This window comes from Petrocella sp. FN5 (assembly GCF_029210395.1).
GTDB lineage: Bacteria > Bacillota > Clostridia > Lachnospirales > Vallitaleaceae > Petrocella.
Window position 1 is genome coordinate 14,507 of record NZ_JARGDP010000002.1, and the last position, 14,976, is coordinate 29,482.

The 14,976-nt window shown below is 39.7% G+C and carries 11 protein-coding genes; all 11 read left to right on the top strand.

Features of this window, described 5'->3' with window-relative positions:
• Positions 1-93: 93 nt before the first annotated feature.
• The 11 genes from rpoB (at position 94) to rplW (ending at position 14,944) form a co-directional block, all read left to right on the top strand.
• Positions 94-3,930 (top strand): DNA-directed RNA polymerase subunit beta, encoded by a 3,837-nt coding sequence (rpoB, locus tag P0N36_RS00900; protein ID WP_275840825.1) that lies wholly within the window; start codon positions 94-96, stop codon positions 3,928-3,930.
• A 42-nt stretch (positions 3,931-3,972) separates the two neighbouring features.
• Positions 3,973-7,551 (top strand): DNA-directed RNA polymerase subunit beta', encoded by a 3,579-nt coding sequence (gene rpoC / locus P0N36_RS00905; protein WP_275840827.1) that lies wholly within the window; start codon positions 3,973-3,975, stop codon positions 7,549-7,551.
• A 232-nt stretch (positions 7,552-7,783) separates the two neighbouring features.
• Positions 7,784-8,062, top strand: a complete 279-nt coding sequence (locus P0N36_RS00910; protein WP_275840829.1) for a ribosomal L7Ae/L30e/S12e/Gadd45 family protein — start codon at positions 7,784-7,786, stop codon at positions 8,060-8,062.
• A complete protein-coding gene (gene rpsL / locus P0N36_RS00915) occupies positions 8,049-8,468 on the top strand; it encodes a 30S ribosomal protein S12 (RefSeq protein ID WP_125137684.1) in 420 nt (139 codons plus the stop codon). The genes P0N36_RS00910 and rpsL overlap by 14 nt, the downstream gene beginning before the upstream one ends.
• Before the next feature lie 199 nt (positions 8,469-8,667).
• Positions 8,668-9,138, top strand: coding sequence for a 30S ribosomal protein S7 (gene rpsG / locus P0N36_RS00920; RefSeq protein ID WP_330683920.1), 471 nt, complete (start codon positions 8,668-8,670; stop codon positions 9,136-9,138).
• A gap of 75 nt (positions 9,139-9,213) precedes the next feature.
• Positions 9,214-11,301, top strand: coding sequence for an elongation factor G (gene fusA, locus P0N36_RS00925; protein ID WP_275840830.1), 2,088 nt, complete (start codon positions 9,214-9,216; stop codon positions 11,299-11,301).
• 123 nt (positions 11,302-11,424) lie between these two features.
• Positions 11,425-12,618: an elongation factor Tu gene (tuf, locus tag P0N36_RS00930; RefSeq protein ID WP_275840831.1), complete on the top strand. Its 1,194-nt coding sequence runs from the start codon at positions 11,425-11,427 to the stop codon at positions 12,616-12,618.
• Positions 12,619-12,960: 342 nt separating this feature from the next.
• Entirely contained in the window at positions 12,961-13,272 is a 312-nt protein-coding gene (gene rpsJ / locus P0N36_RS00935; protein ID WP_275840832.1) for a 30S ribosomal protein S10, read from the top strand.
• 98 nt (positions 13,273-13,370) lie between these two features.
• Positions 13,371-14,000, top strand: a complete 630-nt coding sequence (gene rplC / locus P0N36_RS00940) for a 50S ribosomal protein L3 (RefSeq protein WP_275840834.1) — start codon at positions 13,371-13,373, stop codon at positions 13,998-14,000.
• A 24-nt stretch (positions 14,001-14,024) separates the two neighbouring features.
• Positions 14,025-14,645, top strand: a complete 621-nt coding sequence (rplD, locus tag P0N36_RS00945; RefSeq protein WP_275840835.1) for a 50S ribosomal protein L4 — start codon at positions 14,025-14,027, stop codon at positions 14,643-14,645.
• Positions 14,645-14,944, top strand: a complete 300-nt coding sequence (gene rplW, locus P0N36_RS00950) for a 50S ribosomal protein L23 (protein ID WP_275840837.1) — start codon at positions 14,645-14,647, stop codon at positions 14,942-14,944. Before rplD ends, rplW begins: the two co-directional genes overlap by 1 nt.
• Positions 14,945-14,976 lie beyond the last annotated feature (32 nt).

A 14,976-nucleotide genomic window follows, 5' to 3' on the forward strand; every position in this document is an offset into this window, starting at 1 on the left:
AACAGGGCGTTTAGCAGGGTATCGTCACTTTTATACACAAACATGAAGTGTGTATTTATAATAAATCATATAGCCAAGGGGTGAAACTAAACCATGGAGAAAAACAGGATTAAACCTACCAAGTACGGAACAGGTCTTAGAATGAGCTATTCTAGTGAAAAAGAAGTTCTTGAAATGCCAAACTTAATTGAGGTACAAAAGAATTCTTATCAATGGTTTCTAGAAGAAGGATTGAAAGAAGTATTTCGCGATATTTCCCCAATAAGCGATTACAGCGGCAATCTGAAGCTTGAATTTATTGACTTTGCTCTGAACAAAGAAATCAAGTATTCAATGGAAGAGTGTAAGGATCGTGATGCCACCTATGCGGCCCCACTAAAAGTCAAAGTCCGACTTTTTAACAAGGAAAAAGACGAAATCAAGGAACACGAGATTTTCATGGGTGACTTACCACTCATGACACCAACAGGAACTTTTGTTATCAACGGTGCAGAGAGAGTTATTGTAAGTCAGCTGGTTCGTTCACCTGGTATTTATTATAATATCAATTATGATAAGATTGGGAAGCAACTTTATTCTGCAACGGTTATACCCAATAGAGGTGCATGGTTGGAGTTTGAAACAGATTCCAATGATATTTTCCATGTTCGTGTGGATAGAACAAGAAAAGTCCCTGTTACTATTCTGATCCGAGCTCTAGGTATAGGCAAAGACGCAGAAATCAAGGAACTTTTTGGTGAGGAAATAAAAATTCTTGCAAGTATCGAAAAAGATAATACAGGGAGTTATGAAGAAGGTCTTATTGAGATTTATAAACGTATACGACCGGGAGAACCACCATCAGTTGAAAGTGCTGAGTCTTTAATCAATTCTATGTTTTTTGATCCAAGAAGGTACGACCTAGCAAAAGTAGGCCGTTACAAATTCAATAAAAAACTTTCATTTATGTTTAGGATTGCAGGACAAACTTTATCGGAAGATGTTATTGACCAAACCACTGGAGAAGTTATTGCAGAAGCCGGTGAAGTGTTAACACCTGAAAAAGCAGATGACATACAAAATGCTGCGGTGCCTTATGTTTATGTGACGGTAGAAGATAAAAAAGTTAAAATTCTATCCAATATGATGGTAGATATTGACAGGTATGTCCAAGTTGATCGAAAAGAGTTAGATATATTTGAGCATGTTTATTATCCTGTTCTTGCTGAATTAATGGCAGAGTATGAGGGTGACGAACTTATTGAAGCCATTTCCAAAAATGTGGCAAGGCTTGTACCAAAGCATATAACAAAAGAAGATATCATTGCTTCTATTAATTATAATATCCATCTAGAGCACGGCGTAGGTGTTAAAGATGATATTGACCATTTAGGTAATCGACGTATTAGAGCCGTTGGTGAATTACTTCAGAACCAATTCCGAATCGGCTTATCAAGAATGGAACGTGTAGTTCGTGAGCGTATGACCATTCAAGATCCTGAAGGCATTACACCTCAAACTTTAATTAATATTCGACCTGTGACAGCAGCCATCAAAGAGTTTTTTGGCAGTTCTCAGTTGTCACAGTTTATGGATCAAACCAATCCACTGGCAGAGTTAACCCATAAAAGACGTTTATCAGCCTTAGGCCCCGGTGGTTTATCAAGAGAACGGGCAGGTTTTGAGGTTCGAGACGTTCATGACTCTCATTACGGCCGTATGTGTCCTATTGAAACACCAGAGGGTCCAAACATTGGTCTAATCAACTCCCTTGCTTGCTATGCCCGTATTAATGAATATGGCTTTATAGAGGCACCTTATCGTAAGATTGATAAAACAGGTGAAAAACCGGTCGTCCTTGATGATATTGTTTATATGACTGCCGATGTTGAATGGAATTATCGTGTAGCTCAAGCCAATGAGCCTCTTGACGAAAACAATCACTTTGTACATAAGTATGTAACAGGGCGTTTTGGCGAGCACATCATTGAGATGGAAGACATTAGAATCGACTTGATGGACGTATCACCTAAGCAGGTATTTTCTGTTGCAACAGCTATGATCCCTTTTCTAGAAAACGATGATGCAAATAGAGCCCTTATGGGTTCAAACATGCAACGTCAAGCGGTACCTCTCTTGGTGACAGAATCATCTATTGTAGGTACGGGGATGGAACACAAATCAGCCGTTGACTCAGGTGTTATGGCAATCGCTAAAAGTGACGGTGTTGTTGAACGCGTATCATCAGAAGAGATTGTAGTAAAGACGAAGGCAGGACAAAAAGATTATTATCGTCTCACGAAGTTCTCCAGAAGCAATCAAGGTACATGTATCAATCAAAGACCTTTGGTTAATAAAGGACAAAAAGTCTTAAAAGGTGATGTATTAGCGGATGGACCCTCAACCAGCAATGGCGAAATTGCTTTAGGTAAGAACCCATTGATTGGTTTCATGACATGGGAAGGTTACAACTTTGAGGATGCTATTCTCTTAAGTGAGAATCTGGTAAAAGACGATGTATATACATCACTACATATTGAAGAATACGAAGCAGAAGCACGAGACACCAAGCTGGGTCCTGAAGAAATAACGAGGGACGTACCGGGTGTTGGCGACGATGCATTAAAAGACTTAGACGAACGGGGTATTATAAGAATTGGAGCTGAGATTAGATCTGGCGATATTCTCGTTGGTAAAGTAACACCAAAAGGTGAAACGGAATTAACAGCTGAAGAAAGACTGCTTAGAGCCATCTTCGGTGAGAAGGCCCGTGAAGTTAGAGATACATCTCTAAAAGTACCCCATGGTGCAAAAGGCATTGTTGTAGATGTTAATGTATTTACAAGAGAAAACGGAGATGAATTAGCACCGGGTGTTAATCAATCTGTTAGAGTTTATATTGCTAAAAAAAGAAAAATCTCCGTCGGTGACAAAATGGCGGGTCGTCATGGTAACAAAGGTGTAATATCTCGAATATTACCGGTTGAAGACATGCCTTTCTTACCAAACGGTAGACCGCTAGATATCGTACTCAATCCCCTAGGTGTACCTTCACGTATGAACATCGGTCAAGTTCTTGAAGTTCACCTTGGCCTAGCTGCAAAAGCACTGGGCTTCAAAGTGGCGACACCGGTTTTTGACGGCGCCAATGAGATTGATATCATGGAAACACTAGAACTAGCCAATGATTATGTCAATTCTGAGTGGAAAGCATTCTGTGGTAAATGGGAAGACAAATTAAACGAAGGTTTATTACAATACCTTGAGGAAAATCAGAAACACAAGGAAGAATGGGCAGGTGTACCAATTACATCTGATGGAAAAATTGCCCTTAGAGACGGAAGAACCGGTGAGTACTTTGATAATCCGGTTACCATCGGTTACATGCACTACTTAAAGCTTCACCATTTGGTTGAGGATAAGATTCATGCACGATCAACCGGACCTTACTCACTTGTAACGCAACAACCACTGGGTGGTAAGGCACAATTCGGAGGTCAGAGATTTGGAGAGATGGAAGTTTGGGCGCTTGAAGCATATGGTGCTGCCTATACATTACAAGAAATCTTGACTGTTAAATCAGACGATGTTGTTGGACGTGTTAAGACTTACGAAGCCATCATTAAAGGTGAAAACATACCTGAGCCGGGTATTCCAGAATCCTTTAAAGTACTACTTAAAGAATTACAGTCACTATGTCTAGACGTAAAAGTTTTAACAAGTGACAATATAGAAATCGATGTCAAAGAGGATTTTGAAGACGACTATGATTTGTCAACGAATACGGCTGTAAGCGATGAAAAGATACCGGATACGGCTGCCGTTGGGAAAGTGGAAATCGGATCTGATATTGAAGACGATACAGACTTGTTGGAAATACAGGATGAAGAAGAAGAAGCTTCCCTTGAAGATAGTTTCATTATTCAAGATGAAGAAGAGTTGTTTGAATAAGCCACATCGATAAAGTAGGTCGTAAGGAAGGAGTTTCCCAATATGCAAAGTGAAGTTAAGCAACAATCTGAAGCGTTGGTATTTGACGCTATTAAAATAGGTCTTGCTTCACCCGAACGGGTCAGAGAATGGTCCAGGGGCGAAGTTAAAAAGCCGGAAACCATCAATTACAGAACCTTAAAGCCTGAAAAAGACGGACTTTTTTGTGAGAAAATATTTGGCCCCAGTAAGGACTGGGAATGTAATTGTGGTAAATATAAGAAAATACGTTACAAAGGTGTGGTTTGTGATCGTTGTGGCGTAGAAGTTACAAAATCAAAAGTGAGAAGAGAGCGTATGGGCCATATTGAGCTTGCTGCGCCTGTATCTCATATATGGTATTTTAAAGGAATTCCTAGCCGAATGGGTTTAATCCTAGATATGTCGCCTAGAACACTTGAAAAAGTATTATACTTTGCCTCTTATATCGTCATTGATGCCGGTGAAACATCACTACAGTACAAGCAAGTACTTACAGAAAAAGAGTACACGGAAGCCTATGAGAAATATGGCCATAAATTTAGAGCAGCTATGGGTGCGGAAGCCATTCGTGAGATCTTATCGCAAATTGATTTAATTGGTGAATCTGAACAATTGAAAAAAGCGTTAAAAGATGCTTCAGGACAAAAGAGAGCCCGTATTATTAAGCGTCTTGAAGTTATTGAAGCCTTCAAAGAATCAGGTAATCTGCCTGAATGGATGGTTTTATCTGTTGTACCGGTTATACCACCGGATATCCGTCCTATGGTTCAGTTAGATGGTGGACGCTTTGCCACTTCAGACCTTAACGATTTGTACCGACGTGTGATCAATAGAAACAATCGTCTACAAAGACTGTTGGATCTAGGTGCACCTGATATTATTGTAAGAAATGAAAAAAGAATGCTTCAAGAAGCCGTTGATGCTTTGATTGACAATGGTAGACGGGGAAGACCTGTTACAGGACCTGGTAACAGACCACTTAAGTCCTTATCTGATATGTTAAAAGGTAAGCAAGGACGTTTCCGTCAGAATCTACTTGGTAAACGTGTGGATTATTCAGGGCGTTCTGTTATCGTTGTTGGACCGGAACTTAAAATCTATCAATGTGGTTTACCAAAAGAAATGGCCATAGAACTCTTCAAGCCATTTGTAATGAAAGTACTCGTAGAAGATGGTCTAGCACATAATATTAAATCAGCAAAGAAAATGGTGGAAAGACTTGAGCCTGGGGTTTGGGACGTATTAGAAGACGTCATCAAAGAACACCCTGTTATGCTTAACCGTGCCCCCACTTTGCACAGACTTGGTATACAAGCCTTTGAACCTGTACTGGTTGAAGGTAAAGCCATTAAGTTGCACCCTCTTGTTTGTACAGCTTATAACGCTGACTTCGATGGTGACCAAATGGCAGTGCATGTACCCTTATCAGTGGAAGCACAAGCAGAATGCCGTTTCTTATTGCTATCTCCTAACAACCTGTTAAAGCCTTCAGACGGGGCACCGGTATCCGTTCCTTCACAGGATATGGTTCTTGGTATTTACTATTTAACATTAGATAAAGCAGGTGAACCGGGAGAAGGTTCTATTTTCAAAGATGAAAATGAAGCGATTTTAGCCTATGACAATAAAGTGATTAGCTTGCATGCGCGTATCAAGGTAGAACGCGTTCGCATCATTGATGGTAAGAGAGAAAGACGACTTATAGAGACAACCGTAGGGCGTATTATTTTCAACGAAGCCATTCCTCAAGATCTTGGATTTATTGAAAGACTTACTGTAGATGACCAACTATTATTTGAAGTCGATTTTCTAGTTGGCAAAAAACAAATGCAGCAGATTTTGAATTATTGTATTAATGTTCATGGTGCTACAAGAACAGCAGAAGTTTTAGATGAAATCAAAAAACTCGGTTTCAAATATTCAACACAAAGTGCCATTACCGTATCTATATCGGACATGGAAGTCCCGGAAGAGAAAAAAGGCTTTGTTGATGAGGCTGAAAAAACCCTTGAAGACATTATTAAGCAGTTCAAGCGTGGCTTGATGACAGAAGAAGAACGTTATAACAGTGTTATTCAAACATGGCGTGAATGTGATGATAAAATCACTAAAGCACTTCTTGGCAATCTAGATAGGTATAACAATATTTATATGATGGCCCATTCCGGAGCCCGTGGATCGGATAATCAGATTAAACAGCTTGCAGGTATGCGTGGTCTTATGGCGGATACATCCGGTCATACGATTGAACTACCGATTAAATCTAACTTCCGTGAAGGTCTTGATGTACTTGAGTATTTTATATCCGCTCATGGTGCTCGTAAAGGTCTTGCAGATACAGCTCTTAGAACAGCAGACTCAGGTTATTTGACAAGAAGGTTGGTTGATGTTTCTCAAGATTTAATTATCAGAGAAACAGACTGTTGTAAAGATGAGCCGGAAGTTGCAGGAATGATTATAAAAAGCTTTATGGATGGTGAGGAAGTCATAGAAGGCTTAGAAGAAAGAATGACCGGACGTTGGTCCATTGAGGATATTAAGCATCCAAAGACCGGTGAAGTTCTAGCAAGAGCCGACCGTATGATTACACCAATCAAAGCAAGAAATATTATAAAAGCAGGCATCGATCAAGTTAAGATTAGAACAGTTTTATCTTGTAAATCAGAAGTGGGTGTGTGTGCTAAGTGCTATGGTTCAAATATGGCAACAGGCATACCGGTTCAAGTGGGTGAGTCTGTGGGTATTATTGCAGCTCAATCTATTGGTGAGCCGGGAACACAGCTTACTATGCGTACTTTCCATACAGGTGGTATAGCAACAGCAGATGACATTACCCAAGGTCTTCCAAGGGTTGAAGAACTTTTTGAAGGAAGAAAACCCAAAGGTTTGGCCATCATCGCGGAGTTTAGTGGAAAAGCTGTTATGCAAGAAACGAAGAAGAAACGTGAAATGGTCATTACCAATGCTGATACAGGTGAATCAAAAGCATATCTAATCCCCTATGGATCAAGAACAAGAGTTGCGGATGGTAGCATGGTAGAAGCAGGGGATGAGTTGACCGAAGGTAGTGTTAACCCTCATGATACCCTTAGAATCAAAGGTGTGAGAGCGGTACAAGACTATATGTTACAAGAGGTACAACGTGTCTACAGGCTCCAAGGTGTTGAAATCAATGATAAACATGTTGAAGTTATTTGCAGACAGATGCTTAAAAAACTCCGTATAGAAGACAGTGGTGACACATCCTTCTTACCGGGCAGTTTGATTGATCGACTTGAATTTGAGAAAATCAATAAAGAAATGGAAGACAAAGGACTTGAACTTGCTGTAGGTACCCAAGTGTTGCTTGGTATTACGAAAGCATCTCTGGCTACGAATTCCTTCTTATCAGCTGCCTCTTTCCAAGAAACAACTAAGGTACTGACAGATGCAGCCATTAAAGGAAAATCAGACCCTTTAATCGGCCTTAAAGAGAATGTTATTATCGGTAAGTTAATTCCGGCAGGAACGGGTATGAAGCGTTACAGAAAATTGAATATCATTGAAAAAGATATTGAAAATGATAATGTAGAAGAACTATTGTTTCAGGACGAATATTAGACGTGAGTACCACTTGGGGAGCCTAGACAGGCTCCCTTTTTAATTTCCAGGAAAGTCTATGCTACGTAAGTATCTGACAGGCTAATCATTTGTCAATATGAATAAAACTGTTTTTCTTGACAGAATAGGTAACTCATGATAGAATTCATCAGTGTGCATTTTGATGCGTATTTTGTCTGTAAGAAACAGTGTATAGACAAGAATGAATTCTTTAATGAAAGAGATGGTTACTATGCACAGATTACAAGAAGGTTCCAAAGTTGTAGGTACAAAGCAAACTCTAAGAGCACTTGAGCGTAACCAAGTAGAGGTGTTGTTTGTTGCAGAAGATGCGAATAAACGATTACTGGCAAAGCTCACAGAAATGGCTGAAACCAACCATATAGCGATTGTATATGTAAAAACAATGGAAGAACTAGGCAAAGCTTGCAATGTTAAAGTGAAAGCCGCAACCGCAGCACTGATCGTAAACAACTTATTTTCAGGAGGTGAAAAGAATGCCAACGATTAACCAGTTAGTTAGAAAAGGCAGAAAAGAAATCGTTAAGAAATCAACAGCGCCAGCACTTCAAAAAGGATTTAACTCCTTACATAAGAAGTCAACAAATATCTCAGCGCCTCAAAAGCGTGGTGTTTGTACAGCTGTAAAAACTGCAACACCTAAGAAGCCTAACTCAGCCCTTAGAAAAATCGCCAGAGTGCGTTTGACAAATGGACTTGAAGTAACAGGTTATATTCCAGGTGAAGGCCACAACTTACAAGAACATAGTGTTGTTCTCATTAGAGGTGGTAGAGTAAAAGACTTACCAGGTACACGTTATCACGTAGTCAGAGGTACATTAGATACAGCAGGCGTAGCTGACCGTCGTCAATCTCGTTCAAAATACGGAGCAAAACGACCTAAAGTAAAAAGCTAATTAAAGTATTAAATGGAACACCTTCTAAATGAAGAAGCGTTGTTCGATGTAGTGCGAGTTATGAATGTATATAACCTGTGGTTGCAGGATCAAATATATGAAAAACTAGCACGACACACAGAAACCATAAGGTTTCTGCGAGTACCTGTGAATTAATTTAGCGCAAAGGCGCAAATCAATAATTAAGGAGGGAAGAACCGTGCCACGTAAAGGACATACACCCAAAAGAGATGTATTACCAGATCCAATATATGGAAACAAGGTTGTAACCAAACTGATCAACAACATCATGTTAGACGGTAGAAAAGGTGCAGCACAAAAGATCGTATACGGTGCTTTTGAAAAAGTAGCAGAAAAATCAGGTAAAGATGCATTAGAAGCTTTCCAAGAGGCTCTTGGCAATATCATGCCTGTACTAGAAGTAAAGGCAAGACGTGTCGGTGGAGCAACTTACCAAGTGCCAATCGAAGTGCGTCCGGATAGAAGACAAGCCCTTGGACTACGTTGGTTAACAATCCACACAAGAAAACGTGGGGAAAAAACCATGGTAGACCGTTTGGCTGGTGAATTATTAGATGCACTGAATAATACCGGTGGGTCTGTTAAGAAGAAAGAAGATACACATAAAATGGCAGAAGCAAACAAAGCATTTGCACATTTTAGATGGTAAAATCTGTCTTGGCTTTATAGTCAAATAATACAGATTGTAATTCATTAACAGTTTAGTACCAAAGGAGGAAATACTTTGGCAGGTAGAAATTATCCGTTAGATCGGACCAGAAACATCGGCATCATGGCACATATTGATGCCGGTAAAACTACCTTGACTGAGCGTATACTATTTTATACAGGCATAAGCCATAAGATCGGTGAAACTCATGAAGGTGCAGCAACAATGGACTGGATGGAGCAAGAGCAAGAAAGAGGTATAACCATTACTTCTGCAGCGACAACATGTTCATGGTTAGATAATAGAATTAACATCATAGACACACCAGGTCACGTTGACTTCACTGTTGAAGTTGAACGATCTCTCCGTGTACTAGATAGTGCGGTTGGCGTTTTCTGTGCAAAGGGTGGGGTTGAACCTCAATCTGAAACAGTATGGCGTCAAGCGGACAAATATGAAGTACCTAGAATGGCATTTGTAAATAAGATGGACATTATGGGTGCAGATTTCTTTAATGTTGTAAGTATGATTAGAGAACGTCTTGGTGCGAACGCCGTGCCAATTCAGTTGCCTATTGGGGCTGAAGAAGACTTTGTAGGTCTAATTGACCTTATGACAATGAAAGCTTATATTTATAATGATGATTTAGGCGAAGATATTTCAGAAGTTGATATTCCGGCAGATATGTTGGAATTAGCTACAGAGTATCACAATGAAATGGTAGAAAAAATAGCGGATACAGATGAAGATCTTATGATGATGTATTTAGAAGGTGAAGAGATAGCGACGGATGAACTTAAAGCAGCCCTTCGAAGAGCAACCATAGGGGTAAAAATCATACCTGTTTTCTGTGGTTCTGCATATAAGAATAAAGGTGTTCAAAAACTTTTGGATGCGGTTATAACGTATATGCCTTCACCACTTGATGTACCTGCAATCCAAGGTATTGATATGGATACAGAAGAACCGGTTGAAAGACCGGCATCCGATGAAGCACCTTTTTCAGCATTGGCCTTTAAGATTATGGCGGACCCATTTGTTGGTAAGCTAGCATTCTTTAGAGTTTATTCAGGAACCATCAATGCAGGTTCTTATGTTTTAAACTCAACTAAAAACAAAAAAGAACGTATGGGAAGAATTCTTCAAATGCATGCGAACAAAAGAGAAGAACTTGAAAAAGTTTACTCTGGGGATATTGCCGCAGCTGTTGGTCTTAAATTGACAACAACAGGGGATACCCTTTGTGACGAAAAACACCCGGTTATTCTTGAATCAATGATATTCCCAGAACCGGTAATATCGGTAGCTATTGAGCCTAAAACAAAAGCCGGCCAAGAAAAAATGGGTATCGCCCTTGCAAAACTTGCAGAAGAAGATCCAACCTTTAAAACATTTACAAACACGGAAACAGGACAAACCATCATAGCAGGTATGGGTGAACTTCATCTTGAGATCATCGTAGACCGTATGCTAAGAGAGTTTAAAGTTGAAGCGAATGTAGGTGCACCACAGGTTGCTTACAAAGAAACCCTTACAAAAGCCGTTGATGTGGATAAGAAATATGCACGTCAATCCGGTGGACGTGGACAGTATGGACATTGTAAAGTAAGATTTGAGCCAATGGATGTTAACGGTGAAATCACCTATGAATTCGTTAATTCAACGACAGGTGGATCCATCCCAAGAGAATACGTACCGGCAGTAGATGCAGGTATCAAGGATGCAATGCAATCCGGTGTTCTTGCAGGTTATGAAGTTGTTGGTGTTCGTGCTGACTGTTACGACGGTTCTTACCATGATGTCGACTCTTCAGAGATGGCGTTTAAGATTGCCGGTTCAATGGCGTTTAAAGATGCTATGAAAAAAGGTGATTCCGTATTACTTGAACCAATTATGAAAGTAGATATACTAGTACCTGAAGAGTATATGGGTGATGTCATTGGTGACATTAACTCAAGACGTGGAAAAATCGAAGGTATGGAGCCAAGAAATGGTGCTCAATCCATACATTGTTATGTTGCTTTATCTGAGATGTTTGGATATTCAACGGACATACGTTCCAAATCACAGGGGCGTGGAACATTCTCCATGCAGTTTTCACATTATGAACAACTTCCAAAGAGTATTCAAGAGAAAATTCTTTCCGGAAAAGGCCTTGAGTAAGGAAATAGTCCTTGCAATTGGATGTACAATAAAATATAATTCTAATTAGAAAAAACTGATAAGTTATGACGAAGGGATTTTTAAAATGCCTTGGTGTCATTGATTAAAGGAGGAAAAAAAGTAATGGGTAAAGCTAAGTATGAAAGAACGAAACCGCATGTAAATATTGGAACAATTGGTCACGTTGACCATGGTAAAACAACTTTAACAGCAGCAATCACAAAAGTACTATATGATAGACTTGGTACAGGATCAATCGTTGATTTTGATAACATTGATAAGGCACCAGAGGAAAGAGAAAGAGGGATTACAATCTCTACAGCACACGTTGAGTACGAGACTGAGAATCGTCACTACGCTCACGTTGACTGCCCAGGTCACGCCGACTACGTTAAGAACATGATTACCGGAGCAGCTCAAATGGACGGTTCTATCCTTGTTGTTGCAGCAACTGACGGACCTATGGCTCAAACAAGAGAGCATATTCTTTTAACACGTCAAGTTGGTGGTACACATATCGTTGTATTCATGAACAAATGTGATATGGTTGATGATGAAGAATTACTAGAATTGGTTGAAATGGAAATCAGAGAATTATTATCTGATTATGGATTCCCTGGAGATGATCTTCCTGTAATCCAAGGATCAGCACTTAAAGCACTCGAAGATACAAGCAGCAAATGGGGCGATATCGTTCTTGAATTAATGCAAGCTTGTGACGATTATATTCCAGAGCCAATTCGTCAAACAGATAAGCCATTCTTGATGCCTATCGAGGACGTTTTCTCAATCACAGGTCGTGGTACTGTTGCGACTGGTAAAGTTGATCGTGGTGTTCTACACGTTCAAGACAACGTTGAGATTGTTGGTCTTAAAGAAGAGTCAAGAAAAGTTGTTTGTACTGGCGTAGAGATGTTCCGTAAGCTTCTTGATGAAGCTCAAGCGGGTGACAACATTGGCGCATTGCTTCGTGGTGTACAAAGAGAAGAGATTGAACGTGGACAAGTACTTGCAGCGCCTGGTTCAATTACACCTCATACAACATTTAAGGCACAAGTATATGTACTTAAAAAAGAAGAGGGTGGGCGTCATACACCATTCTTTGGAAACTACAGACCACAATTCTACTTCACAACGACTGACGTAACTGGTGTTATCAATCTACCAGAAGGCGTAGAAATGTGTATGCCTGGCGACAACATCGAGATGGACGTTGAATTAATTGCGCCAATCGCGATGGAAATCGGTCAAAAGTTCTCAATCCGTGAAGGTGGAAGAACAGTTGGTTCAGGATCTGTAACTGTAATCAGCAAGTAATATTATTAAAAGCACAGGGTTACCCGTCAAGGGTAGCCCTGTTTTACTCTGTAGGAGCACAACTTAGAAAAATAAGAAAAAAAGCTTGCATTAGATAAAACCATAAGTTATAATATAAAGGCTGTGACAATAAAAGCAATGAAGTTAGAGGTTGCCGTATAAAAACTGCGGGTAATTCTAATGGAGCGGATGTCATGTTCAAGAAACTGACGACAAGATCACTGTACGAATAAGATGCCATCAATTTAGTTTGATGAAGGACGTGTGAATGAATGACACGCCAGGCAAGATGTACAGTCACCACTTGTCGTACTCAAGTACGAAAAGGAGGCGACTTTTTTTATGGCAACTCAAAAAATGAGAATTAGCTTGAAAGCGTATGATCATCAATTAATCGACCAATCATCAGAGAAGATTATCGAAACTGCAAAGAAAACAGGAGCGAAAGTGAGCGGACCTATCCCACTTCCTACTAAAAAAGAAATCACCACAATCCTAAGAGCCGTACATAAGTACAAAGACTCTAGAGAGCAGTTCGAACAAAGAACACACAAAAGATTAATTGACATCTTAATGCCAACAGCTAAAACAGTAGATGCACTTATGCGTCTAGAACTACCTGCTGGGGTAGACATTAAAGTAGATGTAAAATAATATCCACATTAGAGGTTTATATAGAAGGTCATGTTTTATATAACCGTCTAGGATGATTACGTCAATGTAATCCGCTGTAGATCAATAGGAGGTGCAATATGCAAAAAGCAATTATTGCGAGAAAAGTAGGTATGACACAAATCTTCATGGAAGATGGCGCGTTGGTTCCTGTAACCGTATTACAAGCCGGTCCATGTACAGTTGTTCAAGTAAAAACCTTAGATAACGATGGCTATAGTGCTGTTCAAATCGGTTTTGAAGACAAAAAGGAAAAACACACAACACAACCTTTACAAGGACATTTCCAAAAAGCTGGTGTTACTGCAAAGAGAGTACTTAAAGAATTCAGACTTGAAAATGCAGAAACATTTGAAGCCGGTCAAGCAATCACAGCTGACATATTTGCTGTTGGCGATATGATTGATGTAAGTGGCACAAGTAAAGGTAAAGGGTTCCAAGGTAACATCAAGCGCCATGGACAAACAAGAGGCCCTATGGCTCACGGTTCTAAGTACCATAGAAGACCGGGTTCAATGGGACAAGCATCATCACCTTCAAAAGTATTCAAAGGTAAGAACTTACCTGGACATATGGGTGCTGTAAAAGTGACGATTCAAAATCTTGAAGTTGTAAGAGTGGACGCAGAGCAAAATTTGATTTTAGTAAAAGGTGCTGTACCTGGACCTAAAAAATCTATCTTAACAATTAGAGACGCAGTTAAGGCGTAGTAATTGCAGGAAGGAGGAACGAAAATGGCAAAAGTATCTGTATACAATATGGATGGTAAACAAGTAGAAGAATTGGAACTTAATGATAGCATTTTTGGAGTAGAAATCAAAAACCATTTAATGCACATGTCCGTTGTTCAACAACTTGCAAATAAACGCCAAGGAACACAAAGCGCCAAAACACGTGCAGAAGTACGTGGTGGTGGTAGAAAACCTTGGAGACAAAAAGGAACGGGTAGAGCTAGAATCGGTTCAATAAGAGCACCACATTGGACAGGTGGTGGTGTGGTTTTTGCACCAAAACCAAGAGACTACTCATTCAAACTTAATAAAAAAGAAAAAAGAATTGCCCTTAAATCTGCACTATCAGTAAAAGTTGCTGATGGAAAATTCATCGTTCTGGATGAATTGGCTTTTGATGGTATAAAAACAAAAGATATGGTTAAGGTGCTTGACAACCTAAGTGTTAAAAAGGCCCTCATCTGTATTAATGAAAACAATAAAAATGTATTATTATCAGCTAGGAACATAGCAAATGTAGCAACAGCTCAAACCAATACGATTAATGTGTATGATATTCTAAAATACGATACATTCGTAACGACTAAGGCAGCTGTGGCAACAATAGAGGAGGTGTACGCATAATGGCAAGCATAAATTACTATGACGTACTACTTAAACCTGTAATCACTGAAAAAAGCATGGATCAGATGGGCGATCGTAAATACACATTTTCAGTGCATCCAGAAGCGACCAAGGTTCAAATCAAAGAAGCGGTTGAAAAAATGTTTAAAGGTGCTATCGTTCAAAAAGTCAATACTATGAATAAAGACGGTAAGACAAAAAGACGTGGTACAACAAGCGGTAAAACAGCTAAAACAAAAAAAGCGATCGTAACTTTGACAGCAGAGAGTAAAGAGATCGACTTCTTCGAAGGAATGTAAAAAACACATTCCGGGGACACACACGGTAGCGT